Annotated in this window: 19 protein-coding genes and 1 tRNA gene; 16 read left to right on the top strand and 4 right to left on the bottom strand. The window is 38.2% G+C overall.

Annotated elements, in window-relative coordinates; genetic code table 11:
* Positions 1-37: 37 nt before the first annotated feature.
* The 12 genes from BUF13_RS16995 (at position 38) to BUF13_RS16940 (ending at position 9,763) form a co-directional block, all read left to right on the top strand.
* Positions 38-1,063 carry an HAD family hydrolase gene (locus BUF13_RS16995; protein WP_083586515.1) on the top strand — a complete coding sequence of 342 codons (1,026 nt, stop codon included), beginning with the start codon at positions 38-40 and terminating at the stop codon, positions 1,061-1,063.
* 2 nt (positions 1,064-1,065) lie between these two features.
* Positions 1,066-1,614 carry a hypothetical protein gene (locus BUF13_RS16990; protein ID WP_134204532.1) on the top strand — a complete coding sequence of 183 codons (549 nt, stop codon included), beginning with the start codon at positions 1,066-1,068 and terminating at the stop codon, positions 1,612-1,614.
* Between the two features lie 14 nt (positions 1,615-1,628).
* Positions 1,629-2,672 carry a hypothetical protein gene (locus BUF13_RS16985; protein WP_073573014.1) on the top strand — a complete coding sequence of 348 codons (1,044 nt, stop codon included), beginning with the start codon at positions 1,629-1,631 and terminating at the stop codon, positions 2,670-2,672.
* A 6-nt stretch (positions 2,673-2,678) separates the two neighbouring features.
* Complete coding sequence (locus BUF13_RS16980; protein WP_073573013.1) at positions 2,679-3,407, top strand: outer membrane beta-barrel protein; 729 nt, start codon at positions 2,679-2,681, stop codon at positions 3,405-3,407.
* Positions 3,408-3,418: 11 nt separating this feature from the next.
* A complete protein-coding gene (locus BUF13_RS16975; RefSeq protein ID WP_073573012.1) occupies positions 3,419-4,072 on the top strand; it encodes an outer membrane beta-barrel protein in 654 nt (217 codons plus the stop codon).
* Between the two features lie 105 nt (positions 4,073-4,177).
* Complete coding sequence (locus tag BUF13_RS16970; protein WP_073573011.1) at positions 4,178-5,389, top strand: porin; 1,212 nt, start codon at positions 4,178-4,180, stop codon at positions 5,387-5,389.
* 62 nt (positions 5,390-5,451) lie between these two features.
* Entirely contained in the window at positions 5,452-6,657 is a 1,206-nt protein-coding gene (locus BUF13_RS16965; RefSeq protein WP_073573010.1) for a BamA/TamA family outer membrane protein, read from the top strand.
* A gap of 121 nt (positions 6,658-6,778) precedes the next feature.
* The gene (locus tag BUF13_RS16960; RefSeq protein WP_073573009.1) at positions 6,779-7,246 is read left to right on the top strand and encodes a hypothetical protein; all 468 of its coding nucleotides are present in this window, start codon (positions 6,779-6,781) and stop codon (positions 7,244-7,246) included.
* An 18-nt stretch (positions 7,247-7,264) separates the two neighbouring features.
* A complete protein-coding gene (locus tag BUF13_RS16955; protein WP_073573008.1) occupies positions 7,265-7,912 on the top strand; it encodes a DUF4136 domain-containing protein in 648 nt (215 codons plus the stop codon).
* Positions 7,913-7,914: 2 nt separating this feature from the next.
* Positions 7,915-8,508 (top strand): outer membrane beta-barrel protein, encoded by a 594-nt coding sequence (locus BUF13_RS16950; protein WP_073573007.1) that lies wholly within the window; start codon positions 7,915-7,917, stop codon positions 8,506-8,508.
* A gap of 55 nt (positions 8,509-8,563) precedes the next feature.
* Positions 8,564-9,109: a DUF4136 domain-containing protein gene (locus tag BUF13_RS16945; RefSeq protein WP_073573006.1), complete on the top strand. Its 546-nt coding sequence runs from the start codon at positions 8,564-8,566 to the stop codon at positions 9,107-9,109.
* Positions 9,110-9,127: 18 nt separating this feature from the next.
* Positions 9,128-9,763 carry a hypothetical protein gene (locus tag BUF13_RS16940; protein WP_073573005.1) on the top strand — a complete coding sequence of 212 codons (636 nt, stop codon included), beginning with the start codon at positions 9,128-9,130 and terminating at the stop codon, positions 9,761-9,763.
* Positions 9,764-9,842: 79 nt separating this feature from the next.
* On the opposite strand, the gene BUF13_RS16935 is transcribed toward BUF13_RS16940, so the two are convergent.
* Positions 9,843-12,377, bottom strand: a complete 2,535-nt coding sequence (locus tag BUF13_RS16935) for a phosphoenolpyruvate carboxylase (protein ID WP_073573004.1) — start codon at positions 12,375-12,377, stop codon at positions 9,843-9,845.
* Between the two features lie 169 nt (positions 12,378-12,546).
* Between BUF13_RS16935 and BUF13_RS16930 the strand changes: the two genes are divergently transcribed.
* Positions 12,547-13,683 carry a lactonase family protein gene (locus tag BUF13_RS16930; RefSeq protein ID WP_073573003.1) on the top strand — a complete coding sequence of 379 codons (1,137 nt, stop codon included), beginning with the start codon at positions 12,547-12,549 and terminating at the stop codon, positions 13,681-13,683.
* Here the strand turns inward: BUF13_RS16930 and BUF13_RS16925 are convergent.
* Positions 13,680-14,756: an o-succinylbenzoate synthase gene (locus tag BUF13_RS16925; protein ID WP_073573002.1), complete on the bottom strand. Its 1,077-nt coding sequence runs from the start codon at positions 14,754-14,756 to the stop codon at positions 13,680-13,682. The two genes, BUF13_RS16930 and BUF13_RS16925, sit on opposite strands and share 4 nt — an antisense overlap.
* Before the next feature lie 66 nt (positions 14,757-14,822).
* On the opposite strand from BUF13_RS16925, the gene BUF13_RS16920 reads away from it, so the two are divergent.
* A complete protein-coding gene (locus tag BUF13_RS16920) occupies positions 14,823-16,031 on the top strand; it encodes an S-adenosylmethionine:tRNA ribosyltransferase-isomerase (RefSeq protein WP_073573001.1) in 1,209 nt (402 codons plus the stop codon).
* 72 nt (positions 16,032-16,103) lie between these two features.
* Positions 16,104-17,621: a hypothetical protein gene (locus BUF13_RS16915; protein ID WP_073573000.1), complete on the top strand. Its 1,518-nt coding sequence runs from the start codon at positions 16,104-16,106 to the stop codon at positions 17,619-17,621.
* Here the strand turns inward: BUF13_RS16915 and BUF13_RS16910 are convergent.
* Both BUF13_RS16910 and BUF13_RS16905 read right to left on the bottom strand, forming a co-directional pair.
* Positions 17,618-18,910, bottom strand: a complete 1,293-nt coding sequence (locus BUF13_RS16910; protein WP_073572999.1) for a nitrogen regulation protein NR(II) — start codon at positions 18,908-18,910, stop codon at positions 17,618-17,620. The two genes, BUF13_RS16915 and BUF13_RS16910, sit on opposite strands and share 4 nt — an antisense overlap.
* Before the next feature lie 222 nt (positions 18,911-19,132).
* Positions 19,133-19,384: a hypothetical protein gene (locus tag BUF13_RS16905; protein WP_073572998.1), complete on the bottom strand. Its 252-nt coding sequence runs from the start codon at positions 19,382-19,384 to the stop codon at positions 19,133-19,135.
* A gap of 234 nt (positions 19,385-19,618) precedes the next feature.
* On the opposite strand from BUF13_RS16905, the gene BUF13_RS16900 reads away from it, so the two are divergent.
* Positions 19,619-19,707 (top strand) — tRNA-Ser (locus BUF13_RS16900).
* The last annotated feature ends 24 nt before the right edge of the window (positions 19,708-19,731 follow it).

The following is a 19,731-nucleotide window of genomic DNA, read 5'->3' as shown; positions in this document are numbered from 1 at the left end:
AGATTTCAGCTCCCTCATCTATTTAAATTTTATTGCTATGAAACATTTTACTTTTCACCAGATTTCTGGACTGTTATTGATCTTTTTTGTGAGCTATTGTGCACCAAAACAAGATTATGATTCATTAGAATCGGTTGTAGTAGAGGAAACTGCACTCACTTCATGGAATGACGGCCCTTCTAAACAAAAAATCATTCAGTTTGTAGAAAAAACAACAGACTCCTCTAGCCCTGATTTTGTTCCTGAAAGCAAGAGGATAGCTGTTTTTGATAATGATGGGACCCTTTGGGCCGAAAACCCAGTCTACTTTCAGCTTTTCTATGCCATTGATTTCATTAAGAAGCATTCTCCTGGGCATCCCGAATGGTCTGCAAACCCCACACTTAAAGCTATCCTTGAGGATGATTTACAAACTGCTTTGGAAGGAGGAGAAAAGGCATTGGCAGAAATTGTAATGGTTTCCCATGCTGGCATGACAGAAGATCAATTTACTTCTTCTGTTAGAGATTGGATTAAAACTTCAAAGCATCCACAAACAGGCAAAGCATTTAATCAAATGATCTACTATCCCATGGTGGAGCTAATGGAGTATTTAAGAGAAAGTGGATATAAAACTTTTATTGTTTCTGGAGGAGGAATAGACTTTATCAGAGCCTGGGCTGAAGAAACCTATGGAATACCTCCTTATCAGGTAGTTGGTTCTTCTTTGAAAGCAGAATACACAGAGGTAGATGGCAAAAACCAGATTGTCAAACTTCCGGAGCTAAACTTCTATGACGATAAAGCAGGAAAACCGGTAGGAATCCACCAACATATCGGCGAAAGACCGATTATGGCATTTGGGAATTCTGATGGAGACTATGAGATGTTGGAATACACAACTCAATCACCGGGACCAAGGTTGGGTGTATATATCCATCATACGGACTCCATTCGTGAGTATGCATATGACCGAAACTCTTTAGTCGGCCAATTGGTTAGAGGTCTGGATAATGCAGAATCAAATGGATGGCTATTGGTGGATATGGCCAAAGATTGGAAAATCGTTTACCCAAATCCATAATCGTGAAGATCAGACTATACTTTTTCATTCTCTTCATTTCAGTTTGCAATTTTTCTTTCGCCCAAGAGGAGGCAGAAGAAAATGAAAAGGAGCATATACCCAAAATTAGAGCAGCCATTATGATGGCAAACTCCCATGTACCCCATGCTGTGGAGGGTGAAAAAACAGTAGCAATTATACCTACTTGGGGAGCAGATATTGATTATTTCTTCCATCCGAGATGGTCTGTTGCATTCCAGACTGACATTAAACTCCAAACATTTGAGGTAGAAGATGGAGAGACATTATTGGAACGTAGTTTCCCTTTCTCAACAGCTTTGGTAATGCACTATCATGCCCTAAAGCATTGGTCTTTTTTTGCAGGACCAGGATATGAATTTGAGAAAACAGAGAACCTGACCTTCTTCCGATTGGGAACAGAATATAGCTTTGAAATCACCGAAAACTTTGAAATAGCTTTAAATTTAGCATACGAAAATAAAAAAGAGATCTATAATGCCTGGACATTTGGAATAGCATTTAACAAAAAAATCTGGGAGAAAAGAGACTAAACCAATCACATTTCATGTACAAACTATTAAGAGCTGGAATCATCCTTTCGATTTTATTTTTAAGCATTCACCATGTAAATGGACAGGGTGCTCAGAAAATCTTCAACCCAATCTACCAAGACTATTTTGATAGCTTGAAGCAAATGGATTACCCTTACACTTTTCCAATTTTGGGTAAAAAAGCTTCGAAAGCAGGCTATGATCTTCCATATGCATGGGGAGCCAGTGTCATCTATTTTACTCAAAGACAGGAAATATCCATCAATCAGACCCTTGTTGGTTTCAATGGAAGTGACATGGTTGATGTTAGTAATTTCATCAAATTTGGACCTACGATCGCTAACACCTATGCTGTAACCGTAAGACCAGATATTTGGGTTTTACCTTTTCTGAATGTTTATGGAATCTTTGGAGGAGGTGGTACCCAAACAGAAATCACGCTAATCGAGCCAGTTGGATTCCAAACCAAGCAAAATTTCAATGCAAAAAGTGCTGGATTCGGAGGAACCTTGACTGGTGCTTTTGGCCCGGTATGGGTCGCTTGGGACAACAATATCAACTATGCGAATATTGAAGTAATGGTGGAGCCCGTTCCTGCTTTCAACTCCAGCTTGAGAATAGGTCATACAATCCCATCCTTGAGAAATCCACAAAGAAACTTATCTGTTTGGGGAGGTACTTTCTACCAATCCATTCAAAATGATACGCAAGGCTCGATACCAGTGAGCCAAATTTTTCCTGGATTTGGAAGTGGTAATTTTATTGGCGCCTTAAGAGAATGGTCTGCCACACTTCCTCCAGGTCAAAGGCTAGTTGTCAATCAAATCATCAATAAACTGGAAGATGTTTCGAATGGAATTGACCCAGACAACGGAACAATTGACTACAAACTTGACAAAAAAGTAGCAGCTCCATTTAACCTAATCTTTGGGGCTCAATATCAATACAGCAAAAACTGGATGCTCAGAACAGAATTGGGAGTGTTTGGTAGAAGAAGTCAATTTCTTCTCAATTTGAATTATCGATTTGCGGGGTTCAAAAAAGTCAAAAATCAATAGGCCGAAATGGAATTATCAAGATCTAGTTGGAAATCAGTCTTTGCGTTCAGTTTGACTTTAGGACTTCTAGCCTTGGCACCTCAAAGAGCCAATTCTCAAGTTTTGATGAGTTTGATTTTTGGAGACAAATTAAATACCGAGAAAAACCTTTTTGGGCTTCATATGAATGAAAGCACTCATCATTTTTCCAATTACCAAACTGGAAAAGATTTACGCTCTTTCAGTATGGGATTGTTTTTCAGCCATCGAGTGAATGAAAAATGGATGTGGAATCTAGAAATGCTGGCCAAATACAAACGTGGCATGAAAGGGCTAGCTTTTTACGATTTAGGAGATGAGGAGCTAAATGCATTATTCCAAGAAAGTACTGCTGACAAGACTATCAAGTATCTAAGCGTTCCATTTACCATGAGGTATTACAGAACTGATAAACTATTCTTAGAATTTGGACCTCAAATCTCCATGAGAATGAAAGCCTGGGATGTTTTTGAGGTAAAAAATGGGGCAAGCAAACTTGAGTATAAAAACGATATAAAAGATCAAATCAACAAATTTGACATTGGATACGTCATCGGACTGGGTCTAATGGTAGGAAAAGATCATATCAATGCAGTTGGAATTCGACATCATCAAGGTTTCTCAGATGTCATCAAAGACACTTCCGGTAATCAACATCATAGTCAATGGGCCTTGTACGCCAACCTTCCAATTGGAAGAGGAAAAATGAAAAACTAAACCAAAAAATCATGAAAAAGCTAAGCCTTATTGCCTTGTTCATTTTTTCTAGCACCTTCTTAATGGCGCAAGAATTAAGATTGAACACCTATGCGGGTTATATTTTCAAAGATCAGGTAGATTCTTATTATTCAAGCTCTTCCTATTTCAACGGAACTATTCAAGATGGGCTTAGATGGGGACTCGGATTGGAATATCATATTCCAGATAGAGGTGCCATTGAGATCCAATACCTAAGACAAGACACAAGTGCTCCAACTACATATTTGGATGAGGGGATATTTAATCAAATTCAAAACACCACTTTCGACCTAGGAATTAACTATATCTTCATCAACGGAACTAGGTATTTTCCAGTGAGTGAGCAAGTTGAACCATTTGCTGGAGCAGGAATGGGATTGGGGATTTTTGGAGTAGATAATCCAGATAATGGCAACTCCAATTCAGCAACAAAATTCTCTTGGCAAGTTAGAGGAGGCTCCAACTTCTGGCTAGCTGAAAACATCGCACTGAGGGTTCAAGCATCGCTTGTTTCAGCCACTCAGGCCATTGGCGGCGGTTTATATTTTGGAACAGGAGGAGTTGGTGGAGGATTGAGTTCTTATTCCAGCTTATTGCAATTTGGACTAGAAGGTGGAATTGTTTTCAGGATTCCTCAGAAGTAAGCACTTAAATTACTCCCCCTACTAATCTAGTAGGGGGATTTTTTATTAATTTTGCCCGCTCGGAGAAAATCTTCTCCATTTAGCTGTACACCATTTCTAATTTTGATGAAAAGTTCATTTTTCAACCCGCCAGTATTCCTATTGGCGTTTTGCATTTTATTGCTTTCCCCGCAACTCCTAAAAGGACAAGAAAAAATTGACAGTACACAAGCGACTATCTCTCATAGTTCTAAAGGGTTTGTTTTTGCCACCGGTGACAAGAAATTTGAACTTCAAATTGCTGCAAGACTTCAATTCCGCTTTGCTACCCCTGATGACCAAAACCCGGTTACTTTCAATGACTTCACCAATTTGAATAGCCGACTTTTTAAAATAAACAGGTCCAGATTGAAAATTGGTGGACATGCCTATCACCCATGGTTGAAATACTACTTTGAGTATGAATTAGGACAAGGCAACTTATTGGATTTTAGAGTAATGATCGAAAAATGGCCTTGGCTAAAATTCAAATTTGGGCAATGGAAAGTGGAGTTTACCAGAGAAAGATTTATCAGCTCAGGCGAACAGCAAATGGTCGATAGATCACTGATCAACAGAGAATTTACACTTGACAGACAACAGGGAATCACTGCCTATGGTAACTTGGCAGGTCGAGGAGCTGCTAATTTCAGTTATTGGCTTGCAATGCTAACTGGAACCGGTAGAGCAGCCACTTTCAATGACGACAATAAATTGATGTATTTCGGAAGGCTTCAGTGGAACTTCTTAGGACGAGTGATCCCATTTTCAGGTGGAGATGTGGGAATTTCTGAGAAACCAGCAGCACTTATAGCTTTAGCAGCTGTGACCAACACCAGCCCCTATACAAGGTTTTCGCAATCTGGAGGTGGTCAATTAGTGGGCTATGAACCTGGATCCAATGGCCAATATAAAATTGACCAGTACCAATTGGAGACAGCATTCAATTACAAAGGCTTTTCATGGGTTAGTGAACTTCATAGAAAATATATTCTCAACAAAGGAACTAACGAAAACACCACTTTGGCGGGATATTATGTTCAAGCGGGATATTTCCCTCATGGTATCATCTCTGGAATTCCCGAAAAATTGGAAATCGCCATGAGATTATCTGAGTATCGTCCTGATTTAAGCATCAAAGCCAACAAACAGCAAGAAGTTGCTTTTGCAGTCAATTATTTCTTCCAAGGCCACAAAAACAAATTGACAGCTGAGATCACTGAATTCACTTTTGAGGACAAAGATCTCCTCAGACAAGATGAAACAAGAATTAGGGTCCAATGGGATATCTCTTTCTAATTGGATTCAAATAATTTTCAGCTCAAGAAAATAATTGAAAAGATTCCTACTAACTTTAATTCATGAGGAACTCTCTTTTTACGGCTTTAATCATTATTTCAGTTTGCTTTCAAGTTTTTTCTCAGGAAGAACCAGAGTATGAGTCAAACAAAATTCAAGACTTTAAGCTAGTTCCCCTACCTGCAATTGCCTACAATCCAGCTAATGGTTGGATGTTTGGTGTTGCTCCGGCTGCTACTTGGTACATGGGAAATCCAGAAAATACCAAACTTTCCAATTTGGTAGGAAACCTCCTTTACACCACAAAGAGACAATGGATTTTCAGTTCGAGAAGCAACATCTTTTTGGATCAAAACAGTTTAATACTAATTGGAGACTGGAGATATTTCATTACTTCCCAGCCTACTTTTGGGTTGGGCAGCAATACTCCCAATGAATTTGAAGTGAATCCAAACTCAAGTCTGTCTCCATCCTATTGGGGAGATCAACAAATGGATTTTCGATTATTTAGATTCTATGAAACTGTATTAAAAAGGGTTTCGGACACCAATTTTTACCTGGGATTTGGGTACCATTTAGATATTCATTCCAAAATTGACAACTTCTTGGATGTAGATATGATTCCCGATTATGAATTTTCACATGATGCATATAATGAGGCTTTAGGTTTTAATTTAGACCGTTATACATTATCAGGGTTTACAATCAACGGAGTGTATGAAAACAGAGACAATTCCGTTTCCCCTTATGAAAAAAACTTTGCTTTAGTTTCTTATAAAGTCAACCCTACTTTTTTAGGGTCAGATCAATCATCTTCTACCCTTTTGTTGGACTATCGTCATTATATTAATCTAAGCGAAAAAAGAAAAAGACATCTGCTAGCACTTTGGGCATACGGCAACTTTTTGGTGTCTGGAAACTTACCCTATATGAACTTGCCCTCTCTTGGATGGGACATGTTTGGTAGAACTGGAAGAGGGTATGCTCAAGGGAGATTCAGAGGAGAAAACATGCTTTATTCAGAAGCAGAATATAGATTCCCTCTGCAAAAAAACAGCAATCTTTTTGGCGGAACAGTATTCGTCAATGCAAATTCATTCGGTAGTAAATTTGACTCTGAAAAACTTTTAGAGCATATCAATTTGGGCTATGGAGTAGGTCTACGAGTGATGATTAATGAAGAAAACAGAACAACAATTTCTGCGGATTATGCTTTTGGCAGAGAAGGAAATTCAGGCTTCTACCTAAACATAAACGAATCATTTTAAGTTAAAAAAGCAGGTATTTTATCTGTTAAAGTTTACTTTTATTAAATCTTTACAAGAAAAGATTTAAAATTTTTACACAACCTATTTAAGTATTTTAGTTTTCACTTCAAATTTACTTGATATGAAAAAGCATCTATTCTTTTTAGGACTTTTCATCCTAATCTCTGGGTCTATTTTAGCACAGGACATCAATGATGAAATCACATTGATTCAAGCAGAATTCGGTATGGGTAAACGCCAACTAGTAGAGGCCTACATGGATTTGCCAGGATCAAGTGCTTCTACCTTTTGGAAAGTTTATCAAGAATATGAAGCTGATCGACAGCTTTTGGCTAGAGAAAGGATTGTAATCATCAACGATTACCTAGAAAATCTAGACTCCATGGGTGAAGATGAAGCAGATGATTTGGCTAAAAGAAGCCTGAAAAATGATGTGGCATTGAGTAAACTTCACCAATCCTATTTCAAAAAATTCAAAAAAGCCACCTCAGCAAAAGACGCTGCAAAATTCTTACAAATAGATATCTACATCCACAATACCATAAGAAATCAAATGCAGCAGGAGCTGCCATTTATTGAAGAAAACTAACACAACTAAAATTAAACTATGCTCAAAATTTACCACAAAATGCTGCTTGGAGTATTGGCTCTAGGGATGATCACTTCCTGTACTCCAGAAGGAGCAGAATACATTGATGAATTAGACATCGTATATACAAACCATGACCCTGATTTTGTCTTTTCTTCACAAAACACCTACGCGCTACCTGATCAGGTGGTGAAAATCACTGAAGAAATTGTGGATGGAGAACCAGGAGATGAACCTGAATACATTGACCCTGCATATTCGGTTACTATTTTGAATTCAATTCGTTCAAATATGAATTCACTGGGTTATACAGAAGTTGATAAAAGTGCTAATCCTGATTTAATCGTTCTTCCTTCTGCCATGCAGACTGATCAATTGTACTTCTATTACGATTGGTGGTACTGGAATTGGTGGTATCCAGGATGGGGAACTGGATGGGGCTGGTATTATCCAGGATATTATCCTCCACAGGTTTCCAGAATTAGAACTGGAACCGTCTTTTTGCAAATGACTCAGCCAGAAGGAATCAACGCTGCTGACCAAATCCCTGTTATCTGGACAGGAGTAATGAACGGGCTACTTGAAGGAAGTAAAGATCAAGTTGCAACCCGAATTAACAACAGCATTAATCAGGCATTCACTCAATCTCCTTATTTGGCTAAATAATCATGAAAAAGACACTTTATATAAGCATCCTTTTGGTTTTTGCTAGCCTTGGACTGGCGAAAGCCCAACATTCCGCATTTACGATAGAAATCCCGGTAACTGTCCCAATGGGCAAAACAGCAGACTTTATAGATCAAACTGGTATTCGTGGCATCAATCTGGAATATCAAAGATTTATTAAGCCTCAGTTTGCAATCGGTGGTGAAATCGGTCATACCACCCTTTATAAAAGAGAGGAAAACAAAGTTTATACTGAGGGATCCGCATCTTTATCAGGGATTCAATATCGTTACCAATATGCATATCCAATCTTGATTACAGGAACCTATTTTCCAATTACTGAGGGGGAAATCAAGCCTTATGTAGGAGTGGGACTAGGTACCATGGCTCAGAAAAGAAGGGTCGATATGGGGATTTTCACTTCTGAAAACACACATTGGCAATTTGCTTTGAGACCAGAAGCAGGAATCATGATCGAGCCTTCCCCACAGGTTGCCTTCAAATTGGGAGTAAAGTATTATAACTCTTTTGAGAGTACTGATTTGAACGGACAATCCAATCTAGGGATCAATGTTGGCTTAGTCTTCTTGAGGTAAATCAAGCAGTAAATTGCTCAAAAGTATCTAACTTATATCAGTTCAATTAAATACTATGAAAGCAGCATCAATCTTCTTTTCGTTTCTTATTGGGCTTATTTTAGTCTCTTGCGGCTCAGGCCCAGTAGCGGTAGACAAGGATTTATATTCGGATTTCAACTTAGGAAATTATCATTCATTTGACTTTGTGAAAGTCGATGCAGAAAATACCGGAAAGCCTGAATTCGAGCAAAACATCGAATACATAAAAGAAGCTATTGCAAAAAAAATGGCTGAAAATGGACTAAGCCAAACCAGTAGCAATCCTGAATTATTGGTAAATCTAGGAATTACTGTCGAGGAAAAAGTTCAAACTAGGGAAACTAGCTTAGCAACTGATCCCTTCATGTATACTGGTCAAAGAAACTATACCTGGAAAGTCCAAGAAGTACCCGTTGGGACCTATCAAAAAGGCAGCTTAACGATGCACTTGGTTGACAAAAAAATAAATCAAGCTGTTTGGGTTGGGACTATTGATAGAGCACTTCCAAACAAAGCCAAAAACACTCCAGCCACCATAGATAGTGCTGTTGATCTTTTATTTAAAAAACTTGATAAATAAACACTTAAACAAAAAACAATGAGAAGGCTTTCAACACTATTTGCTTTCACTCTTATCGTCTTGGGATCATGTTCCCCAAGTGTGAAAATTTTGGGTTCTTGGACCAGCCCAAGTATGTCTACTACGGGCTATGAAGATATTTTTGTCACAGCTTTGACCGAAAATATTTTGGCAAGACAAACTGTAGAACAAGATTTGGACAATTTGCTCAATGAAAAAGGAGTAAATGCCCAAAGCAGCTTCAATATTTTACCTCCGGGTTTCAAAACCAGTGGAGTGGACAAAAATGAAGTGCTACAAAAAATCAAAGCCTTGGGAAGCGATGCTATTTTGACAGTAGCTGTTTTGGACCAGACCAATGAAACAAGATATGTACCTGGCACTACTATGTATTCTCCAATGGGATATGGATACTATGGCCGTTTCTGGGGATATTATAGTTACTATAACCCAGTGATGTATGATCCAGGTTATTATACAACTGACAAAAACTATTACTTAGAGGCCAATCTATATGATGCAGAAACCGAAGAGCTAGTTTGGTCTTCTCAATCTGAAACTACGAATCCAGCTTCTATTGAGACATTCTCCAAGACATTCTCTGAAACGATTGTAAGCCAATTGATCAAAGATGGCTTGATCATCAAAGAGTAATCGAAAGAAAAACAATAAAAAAATGGTCCCGGAAATTCCGGGACCATTTTTATTTATGAGCAGAATATTAAACTCTTACTTAAGCAGCATTTCTAGCTGCATTGATGATTCCAAACATACTTCTTAGAATCAGCTTTTGAAGGACTTCTTTACTTTTACCTTCTTCCAACATTGTTTGAATTGCATATTGTTGAATAGTGATCAATGGAAGAACGATTTTCTCCCGAATAGCTATGGAAGTTTTAATCATTTTACTATCTCCCATCAATTCGTCCAGTTGGGAAATTTCCTTCAACTTTTGAACAGATCTCTCATATTCTTCAAACATTAGCTCCCAAAAACCACCGTACTCCTTGTTCTCTTTCAAATAAGAAGTCGCTGGGTAGAAACACTTGTTCAAAGACTGCATGGAGTTACCCAAAAGGGTTCTGAAAAATAGACTATCCTGATACAATTTTTGAAGTTCTTCTGTTCTTCCCGCCTTCTCCATCACTTCAATTGCAGATCCTACTCCGTAGTAACCCGGAATGTTTTGCTTCATCTGAGCCCAAGAACCCACAAATGGAATAGCCCTCAAATCCTCAAACTTTAATCCTTCACCTTTCCCTCTTTTCAAAGGTCTAGATCCGATATTGGTTTTGCCAAAATATTTCAAAGGAGTAACATGCTCAAGATATGGAACAAACTTCGGATGGTTTTTGAAATCTTTGTAAGACTCATACCCCAAATTCGCCAACTCTTCAATCAAATCGCGCTGGGTTTGGGAAAGGTTTCTCTCCGCATCTGAGTACAAATGATTCTCCAATCCGGCACTCAATAGTTGCTCAAAATTGTATATACAAGAAGCTTGCTTGCCATAGTTTGCAGAAATAGTCTGTCCCTGAATGGTAACCTGAATCTCAGAGTTCTCTACTTTTTCACCCAAAGAAGCATAGAAGTTGTGCATATTTCCTCCACCACGAGCAGGAGGCCCACCTCTACCGTCAAAGAAGACGACTTCAATTCCATTGTCTTTGGAAACTCTGGTCAGTTCCTCTTTTGCTCTCAGGATTGACCAGTTGGCTTTCAAATATCCACCATCTTTAGTTCCATCAGAGAATCCCAACATGATTGTTTGCTTATTTCCTCTTGAGGCCAAATGCTTTTTATAAACTGGAAGTTTGTAAAGCCAATCCATGATTTCTGGAGCTTCCGCCAAGTCATCAATTGTCTCAAATAGAGGCACAACATCCAAAGTCAAGTTTTGCTTTCCTTCCCCTAAAGTCAATTGAGCCAATTTAAATACCTCTAAAAGATGTTTGGCTGATTGACAGTTTGAGATGATATAGCGATGCAAAACATCTTCACCGTTGGCTTCTTGAACTTTCTCAATCGCTCCAAAAGACTGAAGCATTTCCTTGTGGAATTCATCTTTGAAATAAGGAAGATCAGGTAGACTTTGAATAGCTAAAACCTGCTCAATTTGCTCTGGTTCTGTTTCCGCCAATTCAATCCCTTTGATCTTGAAAATTTCTTCCCAAAGACTATCATGCTTACGACTATCTTGACGCATATCCATGTAGCCAAAATGGAATCCGAATATCTTTACTTTAAGAATAAACTCATCTAATAGCTCCAAAAACAAGCCATTATGGTATTTGATCAAGGCTTCTCTGGCTTGAAGCAAATCATCCAATAATTCTTCCTTGTTTTTATAAACAGGTTTATCTTCGAAAAGAGTTGAATAAATACCTTTTAAAGCCTTTACAATGATTTCCTCCACATGGCTGAAAGTCATTCTTCTTCTCAACTTTCTAATATCTCGATAGTAACACCTCAATACAGATTTTTTCAGCTTTTCAGCAACTTCAACCGTAGTGCTATGTGTTACAAATGGGTTACCATCTCTATCTCCACCTGGCCAAAAACCAACTTTTAGAAGCCCCGGATTTTCCCAAGTATGAAGTGGTTGATTCAAACTAGTCAGGAGACGAAACATGATATCGGAAATGCTTTGATAAAAGACATTTTCCAAATACCATATCAAGCTCACTGCTTCTTCCAATGGGCTAGGTTTTTCTCTATTGATAAAACCAGTTTTACCCAATTGCTGGAGCAAAAGATTGATCTGCCCCAAATCATCTTGACGAATGGCATTTTCTAGATCAGTGATGATCCCCAATACACTTCCAGGATAGAATTGAGTCGGGTGGGCAGTCAGGGTTAGTCTGACAGAAAAAGTCTTTAATTTTTCAATCAGATCCTCTTTTTTATGATCACTTTCAGCCCGGGTAATTAAAGCCTTTGCAGAACCTTTTCCTCCCAGATCATTGATCTTTTCGTATGCAGCATCTTCGATAGAATCGAAAAGTACCACCTGACGCTCTACATACTGAATCATCTGAAATAACAGATCATTTTTTTCATCTTCAGTACCATTTGGCATCATCTCCTCAAAATATCCCTCAATGATCTCACGTGGTGTCTTTCCTGATTCAAAACCTTTCTGACATGCCGTTCCCAAAATAGGGAGCAAGGTTCCTGTTCGAAAGATATCGTGGAAAGGAAGATCTAAAAAAAGTGAGTTGTAAATCGTAAATCGCTTGGCGACTTCCGTATCATAGGTTTTATACATTCGGTTTAGGGTTTAAAGCTTAGCAAATTAATAAAATTATTGCGTTTTGTCCAATAAATTGCCAATTCATTAAATTTTAAAGCAAAAAGATTAATTTTTTTCATCAAAACAGTCATTTGAGTTAAACAGCATAGATATTCAGATAGAATTCCATTTCCTATATTTAAGAATGAAAAAATCTCTTCTTCCTATTCTACTGTCAGGACTGATTGCCTGCTCCACTCCACAACAAAAAGATACAGAAAAAACAACTCCTATGACCTATCAATTTTTGGTTGGAACCTATACAAATTCACCTGAACAAGGAATCGATTTTTTGACCGTAAGTCCAGAAAGTGACTCCATTAACTTAAAGACTCTGGTATCTAACTTTTCAAATCCCTCTTTTGTTTTGGCTAACAATTCAGGCTCACTTGTTTTCTCTCTTCAAGAAGAAGCTGGGAAAGGAGGAGGGAAAATCGCAAGTTTTAAAAGAGATCTATCTTCCAATCACCTGACCTTAATTGACTCATTAGAAACAGGCGGTGATCACCCTTGCCATATTGCGCTTTCTCCCAATGAAGACTTTCTGATTTTGAGCAATTATACAGGAGGAAGTCTCTCTGCATTCAAGGTAGATTCAGAGGGGAAATTGACTTTCTCACAGCTCATCCAACACGAAGGGAAAGGAACTAATCCAGATCGACAGGAAGGTCCGCATGTGCATAGTTCCACTTTTGATAAAGAAGGAAAACATGTATTGGTTGCAGATTTGGGAACCAATGGTGTTTACGTTTATGACTTCAATCCTGAGAATCCCGAGTCTTTGACTCTGCAGGAAAAAGTAGAAATGACACCAGGTGATGGCCCGAGACATTTGGCCTTTTCACCAGATGGAAAAGAGGTGTATGTGGTTCAAGAAATGACAGCAGTCGTAGAGGTCTTTGATTACAATGATGGAAAAATGACTCCGAAACAAAGGCTTTCACTTTTAGAAGATGGATTTGATGGAGCTGTAGGAGCTGCCGAAGTTCGAGTTTCTCCAGATGGCAATAACGTTTATGTCTCTAATCGAGGTGATGCTAATACCATTTCAGCATTTAGAAAAGGAGAAAATGGAAGTTTCGAGTTAATTGCACATTATCCATCAGGAGGATTAATGCCAAGAAATTTCAACTTAACTCCTGACGGAAAATACCTGATCTCTGCCCACCAAAAGTCAGGTGATATCGTTGTATTCGATAGAAATTTAGAAACAGGAGAATTGAAGGAAACTATGCTACGAACCAAAGGAAATCAGCCAGTTTACCTTTTCCCTATCAATTAGGAAGGTGTTTCCCAGGCATGGTTTCCATAAACCAATTTGCCGGATTGAATTTCAAGTGGAGATTCTAGATTGTTATGATATAGCTTACCCGTTCCTAATCCCTGAGGAATCATAGGCTCGAATTGAGAGGTCAATTGCGCTATGGCATTGAGCCCAATATTACTTTCTAAGGCAGAAGTCATCCACCATCCGATGGATCGGCTTTCTGCCTTTTCTATCCATATCCGACTTTCATCAAAGCCCCCAACCAAAGTTGGTTTAAGAATGATATGTTGAGGCTGAATCATATCTAGAAGTCCAACTTTATCCTGACATCCGATTAATTCTTCGTCCAGTGCAATGGGCAAAGGAGTCTTTTTACACAAACTTGCCATTTCTTCCCACTGACCCGCTTTGATCGGCTGTTCAATGCTATGAATTTCCAATTCAGATAGTCTCTTCAACTTCTCCAAAGCCTCATTCGGCGCAAAAGCCCCATTGGCATCCACTCTCAAAATGATCTCTTCTGCAGAAAACTGACTTCTGATGTAGGAAAGCAATTCCAATTCTTGCTCAAAATCAATCGCACCAATCTTCATTTTGATACAGGAGAATCCGGAATCCAATTTCTCTTTGATTTGGGAAAACATAAACTCTCTTTCTCCCATCCAGATCAATCCATTTATCGGGATTGCTTTTTTCTCATCAAAAAATGAATTCTCAAAAAATCGCTTTTTCCCGCCTTGAACCCAATCCAGAACCGCCATTTCCAGAGCAAATCTAATCGAAGGCAATTCGGAAGGAACAATCTCTTTTATTAAGGAAAGAATCTCTTTCTCTTCACTTGGCCAAGCAACCCCATCGCACTTTTCCAGTATTTCCTTTAAAAGTACTTCAAAATCAGGTCTATCGTCTGGACTCAACTTTACCAAAGGTGCCGCTTCCCCCCAACCTATTTGATCCGGATTATTCAGATCATAAGCTTTTATCCACCAAATATTTCTAGATCTGAGAACTCCTCTAGAAGTTCCCGCATCAAATCGGAATTGGAGCGTGCGAGGTACAATTTCAAATTTTAGATTGGTGGTATTCATGCAAATGTTGGAAAAAGAGGCCAAAAGATTAGAAGGAGCTATATTTGCCCTTTCAAATCTCAAATTATGCTAGAGCCTCTCGTCAATTTAAGAGACTACGAATATACACTTCCAGAAGATCGAATCGCTAAATATCCTTTGGAAAAAAGGGATCATTCGAAGCTGCTTCACTATAAAAATGGGAAGATCGAACATCTTCAGTTCTTTGATATTCCCGATTTGATAGAGTCTGGAAGCCTTTTGGTTTATAATGACACGAAAGTCATTCCTGCAAGATTGATTTTCCAAAGAGAAACAGGTGCTAGGATTGAGATTTTCCTTTTGCAGCCAGTTTCCCCAAGTACTGTCATTCCAGAAATCATGCTAGCAAAACACCCTGTCCAATGGGAATGCATGATCGGGAATGCCAGAAAGTGGAAAGATGGAGAAATACTTAAAGGAAGTATTCCCTTCCGCGGAAAAGAGATTATCCTCTCTGCCAAAATCATCGAAAGAGAAACAAAACGAGTAGAATTCAGCTGGTCTGATTTCTCTTTATCATTCGTAGATATAGTCGAAGCGAGCGGTGAAGTGCCACTTCCGCCCTATTTGAACCGTCAGGCAGATGAGGAGGACAAATCTCGGTACCAAACGGTTTACTCCAAAAAAGAAGGCGCTGTTGCAGCACCTACAGCTGGTCTTCATTTCACCAATGAGGTATTTGAAAAAATCCGGTCTAAGCGAATCAAGGAAGCTCAAGTGACCTTGCACGTTTCTGCAGGCACCTTTCAACCAATCAAAGTTGATAAGGTAACAGAACATCCCATGCATAGCGAGCAGATTCATTTGAGCCGGGAGACTATCCAACTTTGCATGGAACAGGAAGGCAAAACCATTGCGGTGGGTACCACATCTGTGAGAAGCTTGGAAAGTTTGTATTGGTTTGGCGTGAAGCTTATCGAAGGAAAAGGAAAAGACTTCAAAATCGAAAAGCTATTCCCTTACGAAGACAGAAAGGCACTTCCTTCCAAAAAGGAGTCATTAAAAGCCGTTTTGGAATTTATGGATTCAACGGGTATCGGAGAATTGATGGGAACTACGGAGATCTTTATTTTCCCTGGGTATCAATTTCAGATGATAGAAGGACTCATCACCAATTTCCATCAGCCAGGAACTACTTTAGTCCTGTTAATCGCAGCCATGCTAGGTGATGATTGGAAAATGGTCTATCAAGATGCAATGGAAAGAGATTATCGATTCTTGAGTTATGGCGATAGTAGTTTACTTTGGTTTTAAAAACAAAGTATCGGTTTGACGTTCAATTTTTTTTATACCTTTTGATCATTAAATTCTTTCGAATTTGATCCTATGAAAAACGATATATTTTCTCCACGCTTATTTTACTTTTTGGGATTTACCTTCCTTTTAGGAGCTTGTAAAAAGGATGAAAATCCAAACCTAATCCCAGAGGATCATGGAAAAATATCTATTTCTGAAATCCAGCTCACCAACTCTGACAGTAACTTTCCTGACAATTTTGAGGACCAAATCACTATTTCATTTTCTAATCAAGGCACATCTGAGAAATCTGAATTGACCATTAACCCCAATGAAAGTCCAATTCAGGAATCCATTGTTTTGCCATTTGAAACCTATCTCTATTCTTTCCAAAGTGCAAATTCATCTGAATTTTCAAAAGAAGCCCAAATCACTTTAGGCGGAACATTTACCCTTTCTAACCAAGAACAAACTGTCAATCTTTTAGGAACTCGGAACAATTCTCGGATTGTGGTCAATTCAAATAAAAATATTGAAGTTCCAAGTTTACAGGCTCCTAGTTCATTTGAATTTTCAAACTCCAACTCAAAGCTCTTTCAGCTTTATACTAACAATACAGGACAAATTGAATTTGAAGTACCTTATTCAAGTTCAAAATCCTTTTCCTTATTTGAACGATTGGAATTGGGCTCGGAGAAAATCTATCAAGTAGAATTAGATGCAAATGACAATGATTATGAAGTCAACACCGTTAAGATCGATTCTGAAGGAAATCTTTTGACCTTAATCGGTTTGGAAAAGTCTAATCTAGAATCTTCCCAAAACGAAACCTCCGGTCTCGCCTGGATAGAAGGGCGTCTTTTTTCTATCAATGATGGTGATAACACCAACCAGGTTCATGAAATGGATCCTACTACAGGAAAAACACTTAGAAGTATCACTATCGAAAATTCCCAGAACCGAGACTGGGAAGAATTGGCTCAAAGCGCAACCCACCTTTACATCGGGGATTTTGGCAATAATCTAGGGTATCGAAAAGACTTGGCAGTATACAAGGTTTCTATTTCAGATTTACTCACCAAAACAAGTGTTACTGGAGAAAAACTCAATTTCATCTATCCTGATCAGATTGATTTTACCTCTCGAGAAGACCATCGGTTTGATTGTGAGGCTATGGTTTTTTCAAACAATAAGCTTCATATTTTCACCAAAATCCCATCAACACTTGATTCGGATCACTATACTTTGGAGATCAATCAGGAAAATCAAAATGCCAATTTCGTTGAGTCGCTACAGACCGACTTTATGGTAACAGGAGCGGAAATAGATTCAGAAAGTGGCCAAATTTTACTTTTGGGTTTAAAACCACAAGGCACGAAACCTTACGAGCAGTTTCTTTCCTTTTATGGAAGCATTCAGGGAAATGGAAATCTCAGTTCTCGTACTCAGTTTATAAAAATAGGATATTTGACTATCCGGGGGAATACAGAAGGAATCAGCTTGGGAGAAAACAAGCAGCTTTGGATAAGTTCAGAGCAGTTTTCATACTCTGGCTTTCCTGAAATAGCCCCGAAACTTTCTCTTTTCAGCTTGAAAGGGATTCTTTAATCGAATGCTGCCATTTTCTTGGCATTGCTTCTGATCACGTCATCCAGCTCTTGAGCAAGCGGCTTTAGGTAAGAAATATATCGCTGATTTTCTGGATCTAACTTCCTGAAGTCAATCAACTCAAGCAGACCTAGCATGGACGAAAGCGGAGATCTCAAAATATGGGATGGGCACAGCGCCAATTCTCTCAAAGTCTCTAACTCACCTTCCATTTTCACCAATTTGGAATTGACAGCAGTCATGTCAATAGCGTAAACCATCACATAAACTTTATCTGCGTTAACCTTCAATGGCTTAACCTGAAATGTCCAATATTCATTAGATCCGTTCTTTGTTTTTATCTGAAGGTTCAGATCCTTTTCATTTCCTTCGAAGGCATCACCAATCAATTCCAAGAATCGATCAGACTTTTCATTTGCAAACTTGAGATCAAAGAAGTCTCCTTCATTTGCAAGCTTCTTCAACCATTTTTCTGAAACTCCTTCTGCATAGGAATTTTGCTGGACGATTCTAGTGTCTCTTTCCAGAATCCAAACTGGACCAGAAAATGCTTCAATTTGAAAGTCGGTAAATGGTTTAGAAAAAATTTCCTCTTTTACCAATTGGTTCATTTGTCTCATGAGCAATAAAAAGCCTTTAGAATGCCTTAATAGGTTGATTGAAAATTTACCTTGATGAGATCCAGAAGTCACATCTAATGAGAAGTGGTAGAAGTCTTTGAGCTGATTTATTTCTTTTAGCTTCAGCTGATCTAAAAGATTAAGTTCCAACGTTTGCACCTCAAAAAGATTTTTAGAAATCAATGTTTCTGAATCAATATTTAACCAATTCAGAATTTGGTCATCAGCAGATCTAAATCTCAGATTTTCATCCAAATCAGCTTTCCCAAGACTAAATACCTCCAACAGGTTTCCCCAAGAAAGCTTCCCTTCCAAAAGTGAAAGCTCTACTCCTATCCCAATAAAACCAACAGGATCCATTTCTTGATTGATCAGCATCGTGAATTCCCAAGAGGAAGATATTGGTTTGCTTGTACCAAAATCTAAAATTACTTGGTGAGACTTACTCGGATAATGAATTATTTGATCCATCAACCCCTCAAATTCATTTCTGAACCCTTGATTTAATGCCGATAAAATAGAATTTCCTTCTTTGATTGAAATTGCTCTTTGGAAAAGCGCATTGCAATCCGTTACATTTCCTTCAATGTCCAAACAGACAAGAAAGAAATGCTCAGATTCCCTCAAGTACTCTGGAATCAATTGATCAATATTTGAAATGCTAATCACTTTAAAGGGGAATTATTGGGTGATAAATCCTACTTTCTAAAGCAAAATTTGGCAAAAACTTTCTTTAAAAAAAATTCGAAATTGAAAAATAAAATTTCAAAACAAACTGATTTTCAATACTTTATTTGTTTAGATACTTTAAAAAGTTGATCCAAAAACAAAAAATGCTTTTCATCCTCAAAAAGGGATGGAAGAAATTTTTTCAAGATTTTTTGAATTTTTTCAAGAAATCTGGGTTACACCATCAAAATTGGTGTAATCGATCTCTTTTACTAGCATAATCAAAGAATTAGAAAACTCTTGTCTACTAACTCTCAGCTTAAATGGCATGGGGCCTGAAACTATTTCCAAAGCTTTAGAAGAACAAAATAGTCTATAAAGCTCTTCTTGTGAATCCGACTTTACTGAAATACAGCTTTTGTCTTTTTCACAATTCTCTATTAAAAAGGATGCATTAGAAATCTGAAGAAGCATATCAATAAAAGTTTCAAATCAAAAATAAGGGCATTGAGAACAAAATTCTCAGTTTCTAGGAATTCTACGGGTTGAATTTACAAAAGTTCAAAAATTATATCGTTTGAAAGTCAGGGAATTAAAAAAATACTTTTTGAATATGAATTTGTGATGCACCAATGTTTGCTAAAATCTTCTCAATTAGTTTATATTTGCATCGCCTTAGGGATAATTCATTATCCGAATGAGGAAAACAGAGAGTTGGGTGAGTGGCTTAAACCAGCAGTTTGCTAAACTGTCGTACGGGTCAAACCGTACCGGGGGTTCGAATCCCCCACTCTCTGCATCAAAGCCTGACACATTGTGTT

Source organism: Algoriphagus zhangzhouensis (assembly GCF_900148515.1).
Classification (GTDB): domain Bacteria; phylum Bacteroidota; class Bacteroidia; order Cytophagales; family Cyclobacteriaceae; genus Algoriphagus; species Algoriphagus zhangzhouensis.
Note: the sequence above shows the minus strand (reverse complement) of the source record. Positions and strands in the feature narration are given on the sequence as shown.